Annotated in this window: 20 protein-coding genes and 1 tRNA gene; 12 read left to right on the forward strand and 9 right to left on the reverse strand. The window is 66.4% G+C overall.

Translation table 11 applies throughout. The features are described 5' to 3' along the window. Positions 1-97: 97 nt before the first annotated feature. Positions 98-700 carry a TetR/AcrR family transcriptional regulator gene (locus tag OHB24_RS01270; RefSeq protein ID WP_327637046.1) on the reverse strand — a complete coding sequence of 201 codons (603 nt, stop codon included), beginning with the start codon at positions 698-700 and terminating at the stop codon, positions 98-100. 84 nt (positions 701-784) lie between these two features. On the opposite strand from OHB24_RS01270, the gene OHB24_RS01275 reads away from it, so the two are divergent. Then, a complete protein-coding gene (locus OHB24_RS01275; RefSeq protein WP_327637047.1) occupies positions 785-2131 on the forward strand; it encodes an FAD-dependent monooxygenase in 1347 nt (448 codons plus the stop codon). A gap of 10 nt (positions 2132-2141) precedes the next feature. Next, positions 2142-2768 (forward strand): nucleoside/nucleotide kinase family protein, encoded by a 627-nt coding sequence (locus OHB24_RS01280; RefSeq protein WP_327637048.1) that lies wholly within the window; start codon positions 2142-2144, stop codon positions 2766-2768. Here OHB24_RS01280 and OHB24_RS01285 read toward each other — a convergent pair. Next, positions 2749-3486 (reverse strand): TetR/AcrR family transcriptional regulator, encoded by a 738-nt coding sequence (locus OHB24_RS01285; protein ID WP_327637049.1) that lies wholly within the window; start codon positions 3484-3486, stop codon positions 2749-2751. The genes OHB24_RS01280 and OHB24_RS01285 overlap by 20 nt on opposite strands. An 82-nt stretch (positions 3487-3568) precedes the next feature. Here OHB24_RS01285 and OHB24_RS01290 point away from each other — a divergent pair, with 82 nt between their 5' ends. The 5 genes from OHB24_RS01290 (at position 3569) to OHB24_RS01310 (ending at position 7139) form a co-directional block, all read left to right on the forward strand. After that, a complete protein-coding gene (locus OHB24_RS01290; RefSeq protein WP_327637050.1) occupies positions 3569-4468 on the forward strand; it encodes an ATP-binding cassette domain-containing protein in 900 nt (299 codons plus the stop codon). A gap of 10 nt (positions 4469-4478) precedes the next feature. After that, on the forward strand, positions 4479-5252 hold the full coding sequence (locus OHB24_RS01295; RefSeq protein WP_327637051.1) for an ABC transporter permease: 774 nt from the start codon (positions 4479-4481) through the stop codon (positions 5250-5252). A gap of 234 nt (positions 5253-5486) precedes the next feature. Further along, positions 5487-5684, forward strand: a complete 198-nt coding sequence (locus OHB24_RS01300; protein ID WP_130383912.1) for a hypothetical protein — start codon at positions 5487-5489, stop codon at positions 5682-5684. A 79-nt stretch (positions 5685-5763) separates the two neighbouring features. After that, the gene (locus OHB24_RS01305) at positions 5764-6738 is read left to right on the forward strand and encodes a proline racemase family protein (RefSeq protein WP_327637052.1); all 975 of its coding nucleotides are present in this window, start codon (positions 5764-5766) and stop codon (positions 6736-6738) included. A 77-nt stretch (positions 6739-6815) separates the two neighbouring features. After that, positions 6816-7139, forward strand: coding sequence for a putative quinol monooxygenase (locus OHB24_RS01310; RefSeq protein ID WP_327637053.1), 324 nt, complete (start codon positions 6816-6818; stop codon positions 7137-7139). Positions 7140-7141: 2 nt separating this feature from the next. Here the strand turns inward: OHB24_RS01310 and OHB24_RS01315 are convergent, their stop codons facing one another. Then, the gene (locus OHB24_RS01315) at positions 7142-7789 is read right to left on the reverse strand and encodes a GPR1/FUN34/YaaH family transporter (protein WP_327637054.1); all 648 of its coding nucleotides are present in this window, start codon (positions 7787-7789) and stop codon (positions 7142-7144) included. Positions 7790-7999: 210 nt separating this feature from the next. Between OHB24_RS01315 and OHB24_RS01320 the strand changes: the two genes are divergently transcribed. The 3 genes from OHB24_RS01320 to OHB24_RS01330 are packed head-to-tail and all read left to right on the forward strand — an operon-like array spanning position 8000 to position 12689. Continuing rightward, a complete protein-coding gene (locus tag OHB24_RS01320; RefSeq protein ID WP_327637055.1) occupies positions 8000-9052 on the forward strand; it encodes a zinc-dependent alcohol dehydrogenase family protein in 1053 nt (350 codons plus the stop codon). A gap of 21 nt (positions 9053-9073) precedes the next feature. Beyond that, positions 9074-10909 carry an ABC transporter ATP-binding protein gene (locus OHB24_RS01325; protein WP_327637056.1) on the forward strand — a complete coding sequence of 612 codons (1836 nt, stop codon included), beginning with the start codon at positions 9074-9076 and terminating at the stop codon, positions 10907-10909. After that, positions 10902-12689, forward strand: coding sequence for an ABC transporter ATP-binding protein (locus OHB24_RS01330; protein ID WP_327637057.1), 1788 nt, complete (start codon positions 10902-10904; stop codon positions 12687-12689). Before OHB24_RS01325 ends, OHB24_RS01330 begins: the two co-directional genes overlap by 8 nt. A gap of 68 nt (positions 12690-12757) precedes the next feature. On the opposite strand, the gene OHB24_RS01335 is transcribed toward OHB24_RS01330, so the two are convergent. Further along, positions 12758-12831, reverse strand: a tRNA-Met gene (locus OHB24_RS01335). 115 nt (positions 12832-12946) lie between these two features. On the opposite strand from OHB24_RS01335, the gene OHB24_RS01340 reads away from it, so the two are divergent. Together OHB24_RS01340 and OHB24_RS01345 are read left to right on the forward strand one after the other, a co-directional pair. After that, entirely contained in the window at positions 12947-13912 is a 966-nt protein-coding gene (locus tag OHB24_RS01340; protein WP_327637058.1) for a GNAT family N-acetyltransferase, read from the forward strand. Between the two features lie 121 nt (positions 13913-14033). Continuing rightward, positions 14034-14618, forward strand: a complete 585-nt coding sequence (locus OHB24_RS01345) for a hypothetical protein (protein ID WP_327637059.1) — start codon at positions 14034-14036, stop codon at positions 14616-14618. Between the two features lie 99 nt (positions 14619-14717). On the opposite strand, the gene OHB24_RS01350 is transcribed toward OHB24_RS01345, so the two are convergent. From OHB24_RS01350 to OHB24_RS01370, 5 genes are read right to left on the reverse strand one after another with little or no spacing between them, the layout of a single operon-like run. Further along, positions 14718-17708: a UPF0182 family membrane protein gene (locus OHB24_RS01350; protein WP_327637060.1), complete on the reverse strand. Its 2991-nt coding sequence runs from the start codon at positions 17706-17708 to the stop codon at positions 14718-14720. Further along, the gene (locus OHB24_RS01355) at positions 17705-18322 is read right to left on the reverse strand and encodes a PPA1309 family protein (RefSeq protein WP_327637061.1); all 618 of its coding nucleotides are present in this window, start codon (positions 18320-18322) and stop codon (positions 17705-17707) included. Before OHB24_RS01355 ends, OHB24_RS01350 begins: the two co-directional genes overlap by 4 nt. Positions 18323-18365: 43 nt before the next feature. Further along, complete coding sequence (locus OHB24_RS01360) at positions 18366-19403, reverse strand: YlbL family protein (RefSeq protein WP_327637062.1); 1038 nt, start codon at positions 19401-19403, stop codon at positions 18366-18368. Beyond that, entirely contained in the window at positions 19400-19672 is a 273-nt protein-coding gene (locus OHB24_RS01365; protein ID WP_327637063.1) for a hypothetical protein, read from the reverse strand. Before OHB24_RS01365 ends, OHB24_RS01360 begins: the two co-directional genes overlap by 4 nt. Positions 19673-19702: 30 nt before the next feature. Beyond that, the gene (locus OHB24_RS01370; RefSeq protein ID WP_327637064.1) at positions 19703-20128 is read right to left on the reverse strand and encodes a molybdenum cofactor biosynthesis protein MoaE; all 426 of its coding nucleotides are present in this window, start codon (positions 20126-20128) and stop codon (positions 19703-19705) included. Positions 20129-20427 lie beyond the last annotated feature (299 nt).

Below are 20427 nucleotides of genomic sequence, written 5' to 3' on the forward strand. Positions count from 1 at the left end.
GTCCGCATCTCCAGGCCATCACAAGTGCAGCGAGCGGCCGGCTCCACGCCGGATGAAGATCACCACCGCTCGATTGTGATGGCCTGGGCGTTCGCCTCTAGCCCGCCAAACCGTGGTGCAGGAGGTTGGTGAGGGTTTCGATGGCTGTCTCGTCGGAGATCGTCTGGCCGTTGGACGGGTTGACGACGAGCCAGGTGTAGGCGAAGCCCTCCATCAGGGCGTTCATCGCGGAGATCGTGACGAGCGGGTCGGCCGGTGGGTTCGGCAGATGTGAGAAGTGCTCGATCATGTGCTGGTCGTCGTCGGCCATGATCTGCTGCAGCCGGCGCCCCAGTTCGGGATCGACCATCGCGGCCTGCTTGACCGCGATCATCTCCGGCAGATGCGCCTGGTAGAACCCCCAGAACGCCGCGACGTGCCAGCGGATCGCCGACCGCTTGCTGAAGTCGGCGTCGTGCCCGGCAGCGTCGACGACCGCCTCGTCCGCCTCCGCCAGCATGTCGCGAAGCAGCGCCTCGAGCAGCTCTTCCTTGCTGGCGAAGTGGTTGTAGAACGACCCCGTCGCCCGGCCCGCGGCCGCGGTGATGTCGGTGATCTTCGTATTCAGGTACCCGCGCTCGGCGAAGACGTCGCGCGCGGCCTGTTTCAGCGCCGCCTCGGTCCCGGCCGCCCGCTGCCGGCGGCTCACCGTGTCCGACACGTTGCACCTCCTTGACAGCGAACCCTAGTCGTGTGCAAACTGAATCCGAATTCAGTGAATCATAATTCAGTCAGGGAGACCAGTATGAACGTCCTGATCGCGGGCGCCGGACCGACCGGCTTGACCCTCGGTATCGAGCTGGCCCGGCGCGGGATCGCGGTCCGGGTGATCGACAAGGCGACCGAGTTCTTCAACGGATCACGTGGCGACGGGTTGCAGCCGCGGACCCTCGAGGTGTTCGAGGACCTCGGCGTACTGGACGAGGTGCTGGCCCAGAGCCTCCCGATCCCGCTGATGAAGATCTTCATGAGCGGCCAACTGTTCGGAGAGCGCCGGATGGCCGACCCGGTCGAGCCCACCCCGGACATCCCGTACCCGAATGCACGGATGCTCGGCCAGTCCCGGACCGAGAAGATCCTGCGCGACAAGCTCGCGGAGTACGGCGTCAGCGTCGAACTGAACTCCGCTATCACCGGATTCACCCAGACCGCGGACGCGGTGACCGCCGAACTCTCCACCGGCGAGGTCGTCGAGGTCGACTACCTGGTCGGGGCCGACGGTGGGAAGAGCTTCGTCCGCAAGCACCTCGGGATCGCCTTCGAGGGCACCACCGACGAGTCGATCCGCACCCTGCTCGGCGACGTCGCGGCCGACGGACTGGACCACGAGTACGGCTACTGGTTCGCGTCGCAGGACAACCCGATGGCCGGCATCGCGATGACCCCGCTGAGCGGCGGCGACCAGTTCCAGTTCGGCGCGCCGCTTGACGGCGACGACGCGGACACCTCGCTCGAAGGCCTGCAGGAGTTGGTCGACAAGTACGCCGGCCCGGGTACTGCGAAGCTCCGCGACCTCACCTGGTCGACCGTATGGCGTCCGAACGTCCGGCTCGCCGCGAAGTTCCGGGTCGGCCGGGTCTTCATCGCCGGCGACGCCGCCCACGTCCACCCGCCGACCGGCGGCCAGGGCCTGAACACCGGCGTCCAGGACGCGTACAACCTCGGCTGGAAGCTCGCGGACGGTCGCGAAGAGGTGCTGGCGACGTACGAGACCGAGCGCCGGACCAACGCGATACGGGTGCTCGGGATCAGCGAGGACCTGATGCAGAAGCACGTCGACGGCGACGAGTCGGCGCTCGATCGCGGCGAGAACACCCGCCAGCTGGACGTCTCGTACCGCGACCCGTCGGACACCCGCCCCCTGGCCTCCGGCGACCGTGCGCCCGATGTACCAATCAAAGATGCCGAGGGCAACAAGATGCGCCTGTTCGAGCTGTTCCGCGGCCCGCACGAGACCCTGCTGCGCTTCTCCCCCACCACCCGGTCCACCCACCCGCACGCGGTCGACATCACCTCACCCGAGGCGTTCGCGATCTACCACGCCCAGCCGGGCGACGAGATCCTGATCCGCCCGGACGGATACCTCGCCTAGGATCCCCACCATGGACCCAGCCGCCGCCTATACCCGTGCTGTCGAGTTGGCGACGCGCGGGCGGCGGCAGATCCTGGGGATCACCGGGGCGCCGGCGGCGGGCAAGTCGACGTACGCCGAACAGCTCGCCGCGAAGCTGACCGCGGACGGCCACAAGGTCGCGCTGGTGCCGATGGACGGCTACCACCTCGCCCAATCGGTCCTGGAAGCTGAAGGACTGGCGGAGGTGAAGGGCGCGCCGCACACCTTCGACGGCTACGGCTTCGTCGCGCTCCTCAAGCGGTTGAAGGACTCACCGGACGAGCAGATCTGGGCGCCGCGCTTCGACCGCAGCATCGAGGACTCGATCGCCGCCAGCATCGGGATCGCGCCCGAAGTCACGCTGGTCCTCACCGAGGGCAACTACCTCCTGCTCGACGAGGCCCCCTGGTCGACCGTCCGCAGCCTGCTCGATCAGTGCTGGTACGTCGAGGTGCCCGAGGAACTCCGTCACGCGCGCCTCGAAGCCCGGCACCAGGCGTTCGGCAGATCACCCGAGGAAGCGCACGAACGCACGTACGGCTCCGACGAACGCAACGCCCACCTGATCGCGGCGACAGCACCGGCGGCCGACGCGATCATCCAACCCGGGCAATGAACGCAGCGACCCCGTCCAGGTAGAGCTGCAGACCGAAGTCGAAATCGGCCTCGTTGTCCTCCTCGAAGCTCCCCACCTCGTCGAACACCCCGGCATCGACTGTGCGCGCCACCGCCGGATAGACCCGCGGATCCGCGACCTGGCGGAGCGTCGAGCCGAACTGCTGGAAGGCATCCGGGTTCTCCGCGTAGCCGGCGGCCAGGTCGAACGCCATCCGGATCTGTCCCTGCACGTACGTGATGAGGCCCATCACCACGCCGACCTTCGCCTCCTCGGGCAGGCCGGTGTCCTTCAGCGCCCCGAGCGCGGAGTCGAACCAGGCGAGGTTGTTCGGACCGGCCGGCGGACCGGAGATCGGAACCTTGGAGTACCACGGGTGCCGACGGAACGCGGTCAGCACGCCGTCCGCCCAGAACGTCAGCCCGGTCCGCCAGTCGACGCCCTCGGGCATCGGTTCCGGACGCTCGATCGCGGCGTCGGACATGATCACCAGCAGGTCGTCCTTGCTCTTCAGGTGCCGGTACAGCGCCATCGTCGAGTTGCCGAGCCGCTCGGCGACCTTCGCCATCGAGACGGCGGCCAGGCCTTCGGCATCGGCGATCGCGATCGCCGCCGCGACGATGTCGTCGAGCGTCAGCGACGGTTTCGGTCCACGCCGCGGCTTCTCCCGCAACCGCCACATCAGCGCGACATCGGCCGGCAGCTCGTTGTTCTCCACCGGCTCAGTTTAGGGCTTGCCAGCCATTACTGCGTACCTGCTACGCTATTTAGCGTATTCCATACGCAGTAAGGAGGGGACCATGATCGTCGAGGCGACCGGCTTGAGGAAGTCGTACGGCGCGACCGACGTACTGACCGGGGTCGACCTGAGCGTCGCGGAGGGGTCGGTGCTCGCGTTGCTGGGCCCGAACGGCGCCGGCAAGACCACCGCGGTGCGGATCCTGACCACGCTGACCCGCCCGGATTCCGGTACGGCGACGATCGCGGGGTACGACGTACTCCGCGAACCGGCCCGGGTCCGCGGCGTGATCAGCCTGACCGGGCAGTACGCCGCGGTCGACGAGAACCAGACCGGGCGGGAGAACCTGGTGATGGTCGGCCGGCTCATGCACCTCGGCCGGCGTACTGCGCGGCGGCGTACGGCGGGGCTGCTGGAACAGTTCGGGCTCACCGACGCGATGGACCGGCGCGTGAAGACGTATTCCGGGGGTATGCGGCGCAAGCTCGACCTGGCGATGAGCCTGATCGCACGGCCGCAGGTGATCTTCCTGGACGAGCCGACGACCGGACTCGATCCGGCCAGCCGGTTCGCGATGTGGGATGCCATCGCGGAACTGGTTCGCGACGGTACGACGATCCTGCTCACCACGCAGTACCTGGAGGAGGCGGACCGGCTCGCCGACCGGATCGTGCTGCTCGACCAGGGGCGCATCGTCGCCAGTGGTACTGCGGACGCCCTGAAGACGCAGATCGGTGGCGAACGGATCGAACTGCGGTTCGCCGATGAGGTGCAGCTGCTCAAGGCATCCGGCGTACTGAGCGGTGTGGTCGACCAGTTGGTGCTCAACGTTCCGTCGGACGGTACGGCGGCGCACCTGCACCAGGTCCTCGACGTACTGCGTGACAACGGGCTGACGCCGGAGCGGGTCTCGTCCCACCGGCCCACGCTCGACGACGTTTTCCTCGCACTGACGGCCTGAGAGGTTTCTGATGTCACACCAGGGAGTCGTCGCCGCCTGCTCGGACGCGGTGACCATGATCGACCGCAGTGTGCGGCTGGCCCGGCGCAACGTCGACACGTTGTTCGCGTCGATCCTGCTGCCGTTGCTGATGATGGCGTTGTTCGTCTACGTGTTCGGCGGCGCGATCAACACCGGGACGGAGTACGTGAACTACGTCGTACCGGGGATCCTGCTGCTCACCACCGGGTACGGAGCCTCGTCGACGGCGATGGTCGTCGCCGACGACATGAACAGCGGGATGATCGACCGCCTGCGCTCGCTACCCATCCACAGCTTCGCCGTACTGACCGGACATGTGGTCGCGAGCGTGGCGCGCAACGCGACGTCGACGGCGATCGTCATCCTGGCCTCGCTCGGGATGGGGTTCCGCCCCCAGGGCGGTGTGGTGGACTGGCTCGCGGCGATCGGGCTGCTGTTGCTGTACGTCGTGGCGCTGTCCTGGCTCGCGGCGGGGCTCGGAGTCATCGCCAAGTCGGTCGAGTCGGCCAGCACACTCAGCTTCTTCATGCTGTTCCTGCCGTACCTCAGCAGCGCGTTCGTGCAGCCGGAGTCGATGCCGTCGTGGTTGCGGCCGATCAGCGAGCACCAACCGATCACGCCGGTGATCGAGACCGTCCGCAGTTTGCTGGTCGGAACGCCGATGGAGAACAACGGCTGGCTCGCACTCGCCTGGTGTTGTGGTCTACTCCTGTTCTCCGTCGTACTGGCGACCGCGCTGTATCGGAGACGGGCTCGCCGCTGAACGCACTTCTGGGTGCCGTTCGACGAAAAGTGCTGAGAGTGACCCCTTCGTCGGGTTAACGTCAAAGTCCCCCCCAACGTGTGGCGGTCCCACTCCCCCCGGGACCCACACGGACGAGCGCCCCGATCATCGATCGGGGCGCTTTGTTTTCCCGGAATCTTTTTTCGAGGACGTGTCGAATCCGGCCCCTCTGGTCCGACGTATCAGTAAGAGCGACCAAAGGAGAGGGTCAGAATGAACATCACCACCGACATCCGGAACATGATCGTCACCATGCTGGCCGAGGGGAGCCCGGTCTGGTACGTGGCCGGCATGGTCAACATGCGCAGCCACGACGTGTACGTGATCGGCTGCGAGGCCGGCTACCCCGACAAGGCCAAACTGCGCCGCGCCGTCTGGGCCGCGCGGAACCGCGTACCCCAAGCCGCCTGACCGAACCCCGGTCGCTCAAGCCGCCGCCTACCCTCTCATCGGGGCAGACGGCGGCTTTCGTTTGCTTAAGGTACGTCTTGTGGACGATGTCAGCGTTGTGGACTATCACACGGCCGGGGAGCCCTTCCGGATCGTGACCTCGGTCGAGCTCCCGGGAACCTCCGTCGCAGACCGCCGGGTCGGGGCGCAGTCGTCCGAGGCGATCGACGCCGTACGGCGGTTGCTGGTGAACGAGCCCCGTGGTCATGCGGACATGTACGGCGGGTTCGTCGTACCGGGTGATGACGACGGCGCCGACTTCGGCGTGGTGTTCTGGCACAAGGACGGGTACTCGACCGCCTGCGGGCACGGGACGATCGCGCTCGCGACCTGGGCGGTCGAAAGCGGTCTGGTCCAGGTGGCCGATGACGGCGAGACGGAGATCGTCATCGACGTACCGTCGGGGCGGGTGACCGCGCGGGTCAGTTGCGCTGACGGTTCGGTGTTGAGCGTTGCCTTCCGCAACGTTCCGTCGTACGTGCTGAGCCGTGGCGTGCAGGTGCCGACAGCGCGCGGATCGGTGCTGGCAGACATCAGCTACGGCGGGGCGTTCTATGCCTCCGTGCTTGCGTCATCGGTCGGCCTGTCGGTGACGCCGACGTGCTACGCGGACCTGATCGCGATCGGTCGCGAGATCAAGTGGGCCTTGGACGCGGTCGCCGTACATCCTCACGATCCTCGCTTGAGCGGTCTCTACGGCACGATCCTGTACGACGACCTCGGGCCGGCGCACCAGCGCAACCTCGCGGTGTTCGCCGACGGCGAGGCCGATCGCTCCCCCTGCGGATCCGGTACGTCGGCACGCCTCGCCCTCCTGCACGACGAAGGACGCCTGCGCACGGGTCAGGTCCTGCGCCACGACTCCATCGTCGGTACGACGTTCCTCGGCCGCGTCGTCGAGGAGACCCCGGACGGCGTCATCACCGAAGTCACCGGCACCGCCTACCGGACCGGGACCGCGACGTTCACCCTGGATCCCCGAGACACAGTCGGCACCGGCTTCACCCTCCGCTGATCTCAGATTGCGACTCACCGCCGGGGCTGTGGCCGCTAGCCTGGTTGCGGTCCCATCGAATCAGCGGAGGAAGCCTGATGATCTTCATCACCGCCAAGTTCCGGGTGAAGCCTGAGCACGCCGACAACTGGCCGTCCATCACTGCCGACTTCACGGCAGCAACCCGCGCCGAACCGGGCTGCCTGTGGTACGACTGGTCCCGCTCCCTGGACGACCCGAACGAGTACGTGCTGGTCGAGGCCTTCGCCGACGACGACGCCGCGACCCATCACGTCACCTCGGCCCACTTCAAGGCCGCCCAGGAGCACCTGCCCCCGCACCTGGTCGAAACGCCCCGCATCGTCAACTTCAAACTCCCCCAGGACGACTGGTCCGAACTCGGCGAACTCGCCGTGAAGTGACCTCAGGCGCGGACGAGTGGCTGTCCGAGGGGAAGCGCTCTTCCGCCTGTTGCCTGTGACGCCGAACTGAAGAAGAGATAGACACCCACCGCGGCGAACACGAACACCACCACGCCGGCGACCTTCAGCGTGCCGGCTGATTGCTGCAGTGTGCCGATCAAGACCAGCACCAAGGCGATCTCGATCAATGCGAACAGCACCGTGTAGGCAACGGGAAGTCGGAGTGTGGCCAGCGTCAGCATCCCGACTATCACCAGCCAGGAGATCAGGAACAGACCCTGCGTATGGAGGGCGTCCGCGGCGACGACGGCGAACCAGTTGTGCGTCAGGCCCAGTACGAGCGTCGCGTAGCTCAGCCAGAATCCGGCGAAGATGCCGAACACTCCAGCCACCGCGCTCTGGCCGACGGCCGCCGACCAGACGGCCGCGATCACCAGACCGAGACCGGTGGCGGCGATGATGATCGGGAGCGAGGCCCCGACCGCCGCCGCAGATACGTAGCCCACAAGGACCAGACCGAGCGCGACCGATCCCACGATGAAACTGGGGAGACCGATCAGCGCTGGGTCACCGGTCACCGCCGGGGCCGCGGCTTCAGCGGCAAGTTGTACTTCTGGGACGCTGTGAGCATCGGCGTCGATGGTGGTCATGGCGAGCTCCTTCCGGGCGCATCGCGAACGTTCTCATCCTTGCCGCGTCTCGCCCGGCCGTATGTCTCGATTTGAGGCAGCGGGTCCGTTCCAGCGCTCAGCCGAGCCGTCTCAAGATGAGACCGGCACTGTCGGCCTGTGGTGTGAGCATCCGAGGTGTACCGGTGCGCACCCTTGGTACCGACTGGCCGACGAGAAGGGGGAGTACCGATGAAGGCGCTCGTTTACCACGGACCTGGCAAGAAGGCCTGGGAAGACGTCCCGAACCCCGTCATCAAGGACCCGACCGACGCGATCGTGAAGGTCGAGGTCACCACCATCTGCGGCACCGACCTGCACATCCTCAAAGGCGACGTACCCGCAGTCACCGACGGCCGGATCCTCGGCCACGAAGGCGTCGGTGTGGTCACCGAGGTCGGACCCGACTGCCAGAGCGTGAAGGTCGGAGACCGGGTCATCATCTCCTGCATCAGCAAGTGCGGGACGTGCGACTACTGCAAGGCCGGCCTGCCCTCGCACTGCAAGACCCTCGGCGGCATCGGCTGGATCTTCGGGCACCTCATCGACGGAACCCAGGCCGAGTACGTCCGCGTCCCGTACGCCGACAACGGTCTGATCCCGCTCCCCGAAGGAGTCTCCGCCGAACAGGGCGCCATGCTGAGCGACATCCTCCCCACCGGCTACGAGATCGGCGTACTGAACGGCGCCGTCAAGAACGGGGACGTCGTCGCCGTCATCGGCGCCGGACCCGTCGGGCTTGCCGCGATCATGACCGCCCGCACAGCCGGCGCCTCGAAGGTCATCGCTGTCGACGGCAACAAGTTCCGGCTCGATCGCTCCCGCGATTTCGGCGCGACAGACACGATCGAGGCCGGCGAGAACGTCGTACAGGCCCTGCGAGAACTCAGCCATGACGGGCTAGGCGTCGACGTCGCGATCGAGGCGGTGGGCCTCCCCGCAACCTTCGGCACCGCCCTCGAGTCCGTCCGGCCCGGCGGCCATGTCGCCAACATCGGCGTACACGGCGAAAGCGTCGAGTTCCCGATCGAGCGGCACTGGATCAACAACCTGACCATCACCACGGGTCTGGTCAACGCCGTCACCGCACCAGAACTCCTCGAAGACATCAAGAAGGGCGCCATCGCCCCCGAGAAGTTCGTGACGCACCAGTACCCGTTCGCACAGTTCGAAGAGGCCTACGACACCTTCGCCAACGCCGCCGAACAAGAAGCCCTCAAGGTAGTCATCACAAACCTCCAGTAGAGGTCCGACGCCGGGGAGGGTTTGACACGGCGGGTAGGAGCTGTCACATTCCTGCAGTGCACCCAGGGTAAAACCTCACATCGGCTGTCCCGCTGGCCGCGCCTGCTCGCGGTCGTCGTACTGGCTCGTGCATTCCCACGCCGGTTCGCCTTGCTGATCGGGTGCATCGTCCTCACCGCCATCTGGCCGGCGATCTTCGCAGCACTGGTCGCACACCTGATCACAATCCTCCCGACTACATCCGACGTACTTTCGGTGCTCGCCGGGATTGCGCTTGTACTAGCAGCGCAAGAGGTGACGCGCGCCGCCTATGAGGTAGTGCGCTGGTCGCTGTACCGGCGGTACGAGGAATACCTGATCGGCCGCGTGATCCGAGCCGCTCTCAACGCAAGCACCTTGGACATCTTCGAGCGGCCCGACCTGGCCGCCAAGACTGACCGTGCCGTGCGCATCGCAGGCCTCGAACCCGGGGACCTGGTCGACGGCTTGAGCATGAAATGGCCCCTGCAAGCCCAGGGCGTCGCGGCCGCTGTGCTGGTGGCCACCGTCTCCGTCCCAGCCGCCGCAACCCTGCTCCTGGTATGGATCCTCGTCGGCAACAGACTGCAGGCGAACATGCGCCGCTCCGATCAGTTCACCTGGGAAGACGCCGTACATGCCGCGAGCTACACGCACCGAATCGGCTTGCGCCAGGAGTGGGCAAAGGAGGTCCGCATCTTCGGTCTCGTCGATTGGTTGTCGGATCGCTACGGTCGCCAGACGGCTCGCATACTCGCGGAGCTGGCCAAGGCCCGCAAGGTCGGACAGCGCCCGCTGGCCGTGCTCCTCGCCCTCGTTGTCGTGGCCAATGCCGCCGTCATCGCTCTGGCCACACGGTCAGACCTCAGCGTCGGCGCTGTCGTCTTACTGCTCCAAGGCATGCTCGGGATGAGCCTCCTCGCCGATCAACCCGGCGACGATCTCATCGAGTACGGCGCCAGTCGCATCCCGGTCGTTCTCGAGCTGGAACAACTCGTCGCCCACCACACCACCACGCACCCTGGCACTGCCACTGCATTGGGACGCCCAACGGAATCGATCGTGTTCGAGGAGGTGACCTTCGGATATCCCGGGTCCGGCAGAGCCATCTTCGATCGGCTGAATCTCGAGATCCGGGCGGGTACGTCGCTCGGCATCGTCGGCCTGAACGGAGCAGGCAAGACAACGCTGATCAAGCTCCTCACCGGACTCGAACTACCGCAGAGTGGCCGAATCCTCATCGACGGAACCGATCTTCGCGAGCTCGATCAGGAATCGTGGCGCAAGTCCGTGGCGGCGATCTTCCAGGACTTCATTCACTACGAGCTGTCCGCGCGGGACAACATCGGTCTCGGCGCAGTTGAGCAGTTGACACAGCCATCGATCGACGAGGAGATCGAGCGCTCCGCCGTACGAGCCGGCGCAGAAGGCATTCTCAGCAGGCTCCCGCATGGCCTGGACACGACGCTCTCTCCCCGGCTCGAGAGTGGAGTCGACCTGTCTGGTGGACAGTGGCAGCGGATCGCTCTCGCCAGATCACTCATGGCGGTTCAAGGCGGCGCCCGCGTCCTGGTACTCGACGAACCAACCGCGCAACTCGACGTACGCGCCGAGGCGGACATCTACAACAGGTTCCTCGATCTCACGTCCGGCTTGACGAGCGTCGTGATCAGTCATCGGTTCTCCACGATCCGTCGCTCCAGCCGGATCATCGTGCTCGATGGCGGGCAAGTCACCGAGGACGGCAGCCATGAACAGCTCCTCGCGGCCAACGGAATCTACGCCCGCATGTTCCGCAAACAAGCAATGCGATTCAGCTCAAAGGACATCGATGGCTGAGAACACCCGCCTGCGCGTCATCACCACCATGCTGCGCCTAGCTTGGCAGGCAGACCGCACAGCGGCCGTGCTCGCGTTCGTACTAGCTGGACTTGGGGCGATCACGCAGTCGTTCTACGGTCTGTGGCTGAAGTTCATCGTCGACGGCATCCACACCGGCAGTCCAATTCATCTAGGCGTCGGCGCCGTCGGAGGCGTCATCTCGATCGCCGCCACTGTCGCCATCGCCTACGCCGGACAACGTGCCCAATCCCGGCTACGGGATCACACCAGGTACCTGATGAACGGGCAGATTCTCAACCTGGTCAGCGCCGCGCCAACACTGGAACTCTACGAGAGCCCTCAACATCTGAACGAACTGTCTGCGTTCCAACGAGAGGGCTATCAGCTCAGCCAGGTCCTGCCGAGGATGGTGGAACTCTGCGCCGTCACCGTGCAGATCATCACGACTGCGGTCCTCATGGTTCTGGTCGATCCGCTCCTCCTCGCCCTCCCGTTGTTCGCGGTGCCGTCGCTGCTCGTCAGCTTCAAGACAAGCCGCATCTTCCGCGACAGTGGCCGGCGCGCAGCCGAACCCGCTCGACTTGCCGAGCATCTCGTAGAGCTGACGGCCACCCCGGGCGGCGCGAAGGAGGTCCGCCTGTTCAGGTTGCAAGCAGAGCTGCTGCGGAGGTTTCAGCAGGCGCACCACCAGATCCGACACTTCCACGGACAAGCCCAACTCCAGGCCGCTGGCTGGAGTCTCGCCGGACGGCTGATCTTCATCGCCGGATACGTCGCATCCATCGCCTTTGTCGTGCGGCGAGTCACCGTTGGCGAGGCAACCATCGGCGAGGCCGCACTGATCGCGGTTCTGGCAGGTCAAGTGCTCGGGCTGGTCAGCGGTTCCAGTGAGGTCCTACAGCTCACGATCCGAAGCCTGGTCGCCGCCGACCGTTTCGTCCGTCTCCAAGACCTCTTCGGCCAAGCGGTTCCACGAGGCCACCGCCCCGTGCCACAGCGACTTGAGCACGGCATCTCGCTGCGCAACGTTTCCTACCAGTACGACGGCGCAGCACGTCCTGCACTCGAGAAGATTGACTTGGACCTGCCCGCGGGTTCGACGATCGCCATCGTTGGCGAGAACGGCGCCGGCAAGTCGACCCTCGTCAAACTCCTCGCGGGCCTCTACAGCCCGACCAGCGGCACCATCACCATTGACGGGGAAGATCTAGCCTCGGTCGACCTCGCCCAATGGCAAGCCAGGGTCTCTGCCGCGTTCCAGGATCACGCCCGGTTCGAACTCCTGGTACGCGAAACCGTGGCGCTCGGAGACATCGAAAACGCGGATACCGATCTGAAAGTCCTTGCCGCTCTCGAGCGCGCCGCCGCCACCGACGTACTGTCCGCCCTGCCCCGCGGGCTCGACACCCAGCTCGGCTCAGGCTGGCCAGCCGGGGTCGACCTGTCCGGAGGGCAGTGGCAGAAGCTCGCAATCGCCAGTGCAATGATGCGCCCCGCTCCTGCGCTCCTGCTTCTGGACGAACCCTCTGCAGCCCTCGACCCCGAGACCGAACACCGCCTTTTCGAAGCCTGGACCCAGGTCGCACACGACCTCCGAGAGCGCGCCGGCTCCATCACTGTCCTGGTCTCACACAGATTCTCCACAGTGCGCATGGCCGACACCATCATCGTGCTGCAATACGGCGCGATCGCAGAACACGGCTCCCACGAAGACCTACTCAACAAGAACGGCCTCTACGCCGAACTCTTCAACCTCCAAGCCTCCGCCTACCGCTGAGGCAACAAACCCGCAGGTCACACACAACAAAACGAAGGCCCGGACCTGTTGGTCCGGGCCTTCTTCCGTAGCGGGGGCAGGATTTGAACCTGCGACCTCTGGGTTATGAGCCCAGCGAGCTACCGAGCTGCTCCACCCCGCGTCGTTGTGTCTTTAGTTTAGAGGATCTGGGCCGAGCAACCAAATCGGTTCCCGGTGTGGCTCCGGACCAGCGAAAACCCGTGTCTGCCGGGGGCGCGGCGGCGTACCGTCCGAGTATGTCCCGAGACGTCATTCGGCCGTTCGAGGAGGCGGATCTGCCGGCCGCGGCAGGCCTGCTCGCCGAGCGGCATCAGGAGCATCGCAAGCGTCACCCGCTGCTTCCCGCTGACTACGAGGACCAGCAGCTCGCGCTGGTCGAGGTGACGGCCGCCTGGGAGACCGAGGGCGCTTCCGGCGCAGTGATGGTCGAAGCCGGCGAGATCACCGGTTATCTGCTGGCCGCCCCGAAGCAGTCCCCGGTCTGGGGCCCGAACATCTGGGTCGAGGCCGCGGGTCACGCCGTACGTGAGACAGAACACATTCGCGACCTGTACGGCGCTGCCGCTGCGAAGTGGGTCGACGACGGCCGCATCGCGCAGTACGTCTTGGTGCCCGACGACCCCGCGCTGATCGACGCATGGTTCCGGCTGGCGTTCGGCTCGCAGCATGCACACGCCGTCCGCCCCGTGCCTGCCACTCCGCTCCCGCCGCCGTCGGATCTCGTCGTACGGCGTGCTGTGCGCGCGGACATTCCTGTACTCGCGGAGCTCGACCTCGAATTGCCCCGGCATCAGGGCTTGTCGCCGGTGTTCTCGTCCGGGGAGCTGCCGACTCTCGAGGAGGCGGTGGCGGACTGGGAGGAATCGATCGACGATCAGGACTACGCGACCTTCGTTGCCTCGTACAACGGTGAGGTGATCGGCTCGTCGGTCGGCTGCTCGCTGGACAAGTCGAGTGCGCACAGCGGGCTCGCGAAACCGGACAACGCGGGGTTCCTCGGGTTCGCGGCCGTTCTGCCGTCGGCCCGCGGACTCGGTGCCGGACGTGCGCTGGGCGAGGCCGTGCTGCAGTGGTCGGCGGAGACCGGGTACACGTCGGTCGTGACCGACTGGCGGGTGACGAACCTGCTGTCGTCGCGGGCGTGGCCGCGGCTCGGCTTCCAGCAGACGTTCCACCGGCTGCATCGGCTGATCGGGCACTGACCGCGAGGCTTGTCCACAGATCCGAAACTTGTCGGTTCAGGCGAGCGACGATCGCTGCACCTTCTTGGTCACGAAGGGCGTCTCGCAGCAGGCGGGGCGCCGCCGTTTCCTGGAGGCAGCCATGTCGCGTTCATCGCTTCGTTCCCGAGCCGTGCCGTCCGCCCGCCGTATCGTGACCGGGAGCGCGGTCTTCCTGGCCGCACTCGGGCTCTCGGCGACAGTCCCTGCCTCAGCAACAGAGTTCACACCGTCGTCGACCTACTCCGCGGATCATCCATCGACCGAGCAGAAGGCTGGCACCTTGGACGGCTTCGTGATCGAGAACCTTCCCGACGGCCTCGGCACGCCGAGCGACTTCGAGTACGAGTGGGAGGACGTGTCGTTCCACAGCCGGGTCTGGGAGACCGGGCCGGATCCGGAGGGCGCGTTCAAGGTCGACCTGACCGTGAAGACCCTTCGTGGCGAAAGGCTCACCGATCTCGAGGCCGTGAAGGACTTCTTGGTCGAGTACGAGGAGAAGGAGCCGGGCGACTGGCAGCTCGAACCGGTCAAGGTCGGCGGGTACGACGCGCTGTTCGCGGGCAACGAGGTGTTCTACTTCGTCGAGCCTGGCGTCGCGGCCGAGGTCACGATCGATCACGAGCGCTTCACCGACGAGGACGTGCTCGACACTGCGGCCGGGTTCCACCCGGAGCCGACGACCTGATGCCGTAGGCAACCACCCTCGGCGAATCGCCGGGTGAAACGAACGGGGCGGCGACGCCGACTGATGTCGGTGTCACCGCCCCGGGAACCACCCGCCGGATCAGCCTGCTGGTGACGTCGGTGGGCTCGTCGGTGTCGTCGAGGCCGGTGGGTTCGACGGATTCGCGGACGGCGTTGCCGATGGTGTCGCGGCGGGCGTCTCCGCTGCACCGGCAGCGGCACGGTCGAGCGCGGCCTTCATCTGGTTGAGGTTCGTCTGGTAGCCGGCCAGGTCGCCGTTCTTGAGGGCTGTCTGCGCGCGGGTCCATGCGGCCTGTGCGTCGGCGATGGCCTGCTTGACCGTCTGGTTCGGTTGCTGTGTCGTAGGCGGTTTCTGGGTTCCTGGAGGCAGCTCACCGGTATCGACGGTGGTCTTGAAGACCTTGGTGAGGGCTTCCTGCAACGTCGAGCCGTAGGCCACGCCGTCACCGAAGGACACCAGGACGTACCGGAGGACTGGGTAACTACCCGGTCCGCTGGTCCGCACCGAGTAGACCGGCTGGACGTAGAGCAGACCACCGCCGAGCGGCAGCGTCAGCAAGTTGCCGTACTGCGCTCTTGCCCCGCTGTTCGGCTGGTTGATCGGCAGCAACGCCTGTCTGATGCTCTCGTCGGTCTGGAACTTGTTGTAGACCTGCCCCGGACCAGGTATCTGCAGGTTCCCCGGCAATCGCAAGACCCGGAACTTGCCGTAGTCCGGCGAGGTGGCCTCGGCATCGACGGCCATGAACGCCGTGAGGTTCTCCCGTTCACCGTTCGGCACGTACACCGACGTCAGCGAGAACTTCGGCTCGGTCTGACCGGGCATCCGCAACGACAGATAGAAGGGAGGCTGGCTGATATGCGTCGCCGAGTCACCACCGGACGAGACCGCGGTCGGGTCGTCCGGCACTCGCCACAGGTCGCTGTTCTGGTACCAGGTGCCGGCGTCCTCGACGTGGTACTTCGCGAGCAGGTCGCGCTGCACCTTGAACATGTCCTCCGGGTACCGCAGGTGCGACATCAGGTCCGGCGAGATGTCCGAGCGCGGCTTCACCGTGCCGGGGAACGCCTTCATCCAGGTCTTCAGCAGCGGGTCCTTGTCGTCCCACGCGTACAGCTCGACCGAGCCGTCGAAGGCGTTGACGACAGCCTTGACCGAGTTGCGGATGTAGTTGATCTTCTCGCTCGGCTGCTGTGCGATCGTCCCGCGACCGGTGGTCGTGTCCCGGGTGCTGACGTCGAGGTCGACCTTCTCGGAGTACGGGTAGTTGTCCGAGGTGGTGTAGCCATCGACGATCCAGACCACCTGGCCGTCGACGATCGCCGGGTACGGGTCACCGTCCGGCGTCAGCCACGGGGCCGCCTTCTCGACCCGCTCGCGCGGGGTGCGGTCGTAGAGGATCTTCGACTGCGGGTTCACCCGGCTGGACAGCAGGATGTTCGCGTCCCGGAACTTTGTTGCATACAGCAACCGGTTGCCGAACGAGCCGATCGGGACGCCACCCTTGCCTTCATAGGTGTTCAGCGTCGGGTCGCCGCCGGTCTGTCCTTCCGGCGTGTCGAGCTCGACCTTCTGGCCGCCCTCGGGGGCGCCGACGATCGAGTAGTCCGGCGACTGCTCACCGAAGTAGATCCGCGGCTCGTACTTGCCGAGCTCGCCGGTCGGTGGCAGGTCCTTCTCGGTCCACACCGGCGTACCGCCCTGCGACTGGTTCCCGTTCGCGGCGACTACTCCGTAGCCGTGGGTATAGACGGTGTGGTCGTTGTTCCAGTTGCGCTGCCCGGCCGGCAGCCGGTCGACCTGGACCTCGCGGACCGCGAGGACCGTGTCCATGACCTTGCCCTTGATCTTGTACCGGTCGACGTCGAGATCGGTCGGGAACGAGTAGAAGCCACGGACCTGCTGGAGCTGCTCGAAGGTCGGGCCGATCACGGTCGGGTCGATCAGCCGGATACCCGGCAGAACTTCGGCATCCGCGGTCAGTTCCTCCGGCTTCGCCGTGGTCGTCGCCTTGTACTCGGTGACGTCGGTGCCCTCGAGCCCGTACGCCTGACGCGTGGCCTGGATGTTCTTCTCGATGTACGGCGCTTCCTTCACCGGCTCGCTCGGTCGCACCCGCAACTGCTGGAGCGCGGCCGGCCAGAGCGCACCGAGGAGGATCGCCGACAGGATCAGTACGACCGTGCCCACGCCGGGAAGCAGCCAGGTTCGGCGGACCACGTTGGCGAAGAACAAGACCGCACACAGGACCGCGATGACGGCCAGGATCTCCTTGCTCGGCAGGATGGCATGGTCGCCGGTGTAGGACACACCGGTGAACAGCTTGGCGTCCGAGGTCGTGAGACCGAACCGGTCCAGCCAGTAGCTGAAGGCCTTGAGCAGGACGAGGAGACCGAGCAGCACCGAGAACTGCACCTGCGCCGCGCCGGAGGCCTTCTGGCCCTTGGCGGACGGGCGGAAACCGCCGTACAGGTAGTGCGTGATGATCGCGGCGACCAGCGACAGCAGGACGATCGAGTAGCCGAAGCCGAGCAGCACGCGCAGCCACGGGTAGTCGAAGACGAAGAACGCGATGTCCTTGTTGAAGTGCTTGTCGGTGACGCCGAAGGGGGTCCGGTTCCGCCAGGCCAGGAAGACCTTCCACTCCCCCGACGCTGCCGAGCCACCGAAGATCAGCATCAGGGTCGCGACGACGCCGACCGCGATCTTCCCGTGCTGCTGCAGCAGATCGCCGTACCGCTCGAAGCCAGGGCTCGGCGACGGGGCCAGTGCCACCCGGGGACGGGTGCGGAAGGCGACGATGACGTTCGCGACGACCGCGGCCGCCATCAGCAGACCGACGATCACGAACAGCAGCACACGGGTGCCGAGCACCGTGCTGAACACCGAGCCGAGGTCGACCGATCGGTACCAGAGCCGCTGGGTCCAGACGTCGGTGAAGACGCTGAAGAGGATGAGCAGGACGATCAGTGTGGCGATCGTCGGCAGCAGAGCACGGGGGCGTCCGCCTGTTCGCCGGTTCCTGCGGGCCGGCGGCTCTTCCGGCATGTCATAGACGCCGTCGCTCATGGTCGCTTCTCCTCGTCGTCGCTCATGCCGTCGACCCCAGGACCCTCGCCCGACCGGATGCCTGCCGAAGGTTCGAATGTCAAAGACAGTACTTCGCACAGCGTGGGGACCAAGTCGATACCGGTGAGCACTGCGCTGTCCTCGTCGTGGGCACGCAACCGGACGGCGCCGAACCGGGTTCCTTCCCGGAGCACCGCCGCGACCATCCGGACCTCGTGCCGGCGCGGATCGCTGCCGGCCAGCCGGGCCAGCTCGGCGTCCGACTCGACGCTGGGCAGGCCGGACTCGGCCGCTGCCGGAAGCACAATCCGCTCGATCGCCAGGGCGCAGCCGGCGACGCCGTCCGGCCATTCGATCCGGCCCAGGGTGTCGGCGAGGTGGTCGTCCTCGACGCCGCCGGGAAGCTCGCCCTGGGCGACCGGGGTCAGTGGCTGCGAAGCGTCCTCGGCGCCGAGTTCGGCGGCAAGGTGGGGTTCGGCGCGCAGCAGGTCCGCCGTCGGAACCAGCGCGAACAACTGCGCGGGCTGGTCCCAGCCCGCGCTGCTCACGTGCTTCTCGATCTCGACCACCGCGCGGCTGAGCGCGTCCGGTGGCAGCGTTCCTACGGAATCCATGCCGGCTGATCTTCCCTTCGGCTCACCAGTTCGTACCTGTCGCTCATTGGCTGCACGACGGGACATCTCCCTTGCCGTCCGCGATCGCCTGCAGGCCGTTGATGGCGTCGGTCAGCGTGCTGATCTTCACCAACTGGATGCCCTTCACGCCGGCGTGCAGTGCGGCCGCACAGTTCGGCGCCGGGACCAGGAACACCGTCGCGCCGTCGTTCCGGGCACCGGCGATCTTCTGCTGGATACCGCCGATCGCGCCGACCTGGCCGAGCGCGTCGATCGTTCCGGTTCCGGCGACGTGCTTCCCGTTCAGCAGCGCGCCCGGGGTCAGCTTGTCGTAAATGGCCAGTGCGAACGCGGTGCCCGCACTGGGGCCGCCGATGTCCTGACCGAGGTTGACCGTCACCTTGACCTGCGAGTCGACACCGATCGTGATCCCCACCATCGGCCGGGTCTCCTCACCGGGCGTCGCGGCGGTCTTCAGCTGGACGGTCTGCTCAGCGGTCCCGCGGCGGATCAGGAAGACGACGTTCTCGCCGACCTTGTGCTTACGGACGAACTCGCCGACCTGCGGGACCTGAGTCACCGTCTGGCCGTCGACGGCCAGCACGATGTCGCCCGGCTTCAGCTTGCCCTGCGCCGGCGAGTTGTCCGCGACCGTCGAGACCTTCGTGTGGAACGGAACCTTCGCGGCCTGGAGTGCGGCCGCGACCGCGCTGTCCTGCGAGCCGGTCATCTCGGCGGTGTTCTGCTGCTCCACCTCGTCGGCACTCTGGTCCGGCGGATAGATGATCTCGCGCGGGAACAGGTCGTGGTGCGGGTCGAGCCAGTTCCGCATCGCCTGCGGCAGTGTCAGCTGCCGGTCGGGCGAGGTCACGGACACAGTCGTGAGGTCGAGCTGGCCCGTGGTCGGGAACGTGTCGTGGCCGGTGATCTCGACGACCGGCTTGTTCTTCGACGATCCCAGGGTGTCCTTGACCGGCCCGGGGCTGAAGGAGACGAACGGCACCGGGAACGCGGTGACCAGTCCCAGCGAGACGACAAGCACGACGATCGAGGTGACCAATGTGGCGGTACGACGTGTCACGAACCCTGCCCTGCGATCTTGGAGCCGGAGCTGCGGACCTCGGAAGAGACCGGCTGATGGTTACGACGACCCAGGCCGCGGCGACGTTCCGGGGTGGCCCGTGGGCCTGGTGCGGCGAGCGCGGCGTTGAAGCGGCGGAAGTCCTCGACCGAGGCGAAGGCGCCGCCGGACCGACGGCGCTCACGGCTGCGCCACCCGCGCCACGCCGCCCAGCACATCGCCAGCAGCGTTGCGACCAGCGGGAACGCCAGCCACGCCAAAACCTTCATCCGGCCACCTTCATGCGCCCAGCGTACGTGTCAGTGAGCGCCGACCCACTCGCTGCCACCGTCGGAGAAGCGCTGGTGTTTCCAAATCGGAACCTCGGCCTTGAGGTCGTCGATCAGCCGCCTGCAGGCAGTGAACGCCAGATCGCGGTGCGAGGCCGCCACCGCCACGATCACCGCCGCGTCACCGATCACCAGGTCGCCGGTCCGGTGCACGGCGGCCAGCGCCGTCACCGCAGGGTCGTCACAAATACGCTGCGCAACCTTTCGCAGGTGCTCCAGGGCGTCCGGGTGCGCCTCGTAGCTCAAGTGGTCCACCGGCTTGTCCTGGTCGTGGTTGCGCACAGTGCCGATAAAAAGCGCGGTTCCGCCCGCCGTCGGGTCCGCGACAGCCGCCAGTACCTCGTCGCTCGACAACGCACTGTCGCGAATGTCCAGCAGTCTGATCGCGTCGCTCATCCGTTCCTCATTCCGGCCAGGTCCCCACGCTCACACCACACCATTCCATCCCCCGCACCGCAATTCTCCCTCCCAACCTCCATTTCCAGGACATCCCCTCCCTTTCCGCCTCCTGACGTACGACGCTGCGGTGCGTGGTGCGGCGTACACACCGGGAGAGACTGTTGCCTTCCTCACCTACCTGCCGGACCGGACTTCAGGCTCTGCCCGCGGCGAACAGCGACGGTTGTGCGTTCACCGAGCGAGGAACTGATGGACGGAACCAGTACGTTGGAGTTGTACGCCCCACCCGCACAGGA

This window comes from Kribbella sp. NBC_00482 (assembly GCF_036013725.1).
Taxonomy (GTDB): Bacteria; Actinomycetota; Actinomycetes; order Propionibacteriales; family Kribbellaceae; genus Kribbella.

Excerpts from the sequence above, each read along its gene's own strand:
- OHB24_RS01275 (WP_327637047.1), top strand. The coding sequence starts at position 785 with ATGAACGTCCTGATCGCGGGCGCCGGACCGACCGGCTTGACCCTCGGT.
- OHB24_RS01280 (WP_327637048.1), top strand. The coding sequence starts at position 2,142 with ATGGACCCAGCCGCCGCCTATACCCGTGCTGTCGAGTTGGCGACGCGC.
- OHB24_RS01290 (WP_327637050.1), top strand. The coding sequence starts at position 3,569 with ATGATCGTCGAGGCGACCGGCTTGAGGAAGTCGTACGGCGCGACCGAC.
- OHB24_RS01295 (WP_327637051.1), top strand. The coding sequence starts at position 4,479 with ATGTCACACCAGGGAGTCGTCGCCGCCTGCTCGGACGCGGTGACCATG.
- OHB24_RS01300 (WP_130383912.1), top strand. The coding sequence starts at position 5,487 with ATGAACATCACCACCGACATCCGGAACATGATCGTCACCATGCTGGCC.
- OHB24_RS01310 (WP_327637053.1), top strand. The coding sequence starts at position 6,816 with ATGATCTTCATCACCGCCAAGTTCCGGGTGAAGCCTGAGCACGCCGAC.
- OHB24_RS01315 (WP_327637054.1), bottom strand. The coding sequence starts at position 7,789 with ATGACCACCATCGACGCCGATGCTCACAGCGTCCCAGAAGTACAACTT.
- OHB24_RS01320 (WP_327637055.1), top strand. The coding sequence starts at position 8,000 with ATGAAGGCGCTCGTTTACCACGGACCTGGCAAGAAGGCCTGGGAAGAC.
- OHB24_RS01330 (WP_327637057.1), top strand. The coding sequence starts at position 10,902 with ATGGCTGAGAACACCCGCCTGCGCGTCATCACCACCATGCTGCGCCTA.
- OHB24_RS01340 (WP_327637058.1), top strand. The coding sequence starts at position 12,947 with ATGTCCCGAGACGTCATTCGGCCGTTCGAGGAGGCGGATCTGCCGGCC.
- OHB24_RS01345 (WP_327637059.1), top strand. The coding sequence starts at position 14,034 with ATGTCGCGTTCATCGCTTCGTTCCCGAGCCGTGCCGTCCGCCCGCCGT.
- OHB24_RS01350 (WP_327637060.1), bottom strand. The coding sequence starts at position 17,708 with ATGAGCGACGGCGTCTATGACATGCCGGAAGAGCCGCCGGCCCGCAGG.
- OHB24_RS01355 (WP_327637061.1), bottom strand. The coding sequence starts at position 18,322 with ATGGATTCCGTAGGAACGCTGCCACCGGACGCGCTCAGCCGCGCGGTG.
- OHB24_RS01365 (WP_327637063.1), bottom strand. The coding sequence starts at position 19,672 with ATGAAGGTTTTGGCGTGGCTGGCGTTCCCGCTGGTCGCAACGCTGCTG.
- OHB24_RS01370 (WP_327637064.1), bottom strand. The coding sequence starts at position 20,128 with ATGAGCGACGCGATCAGACTGCTGGACATTCGCGACAGTGCGTTGTCG.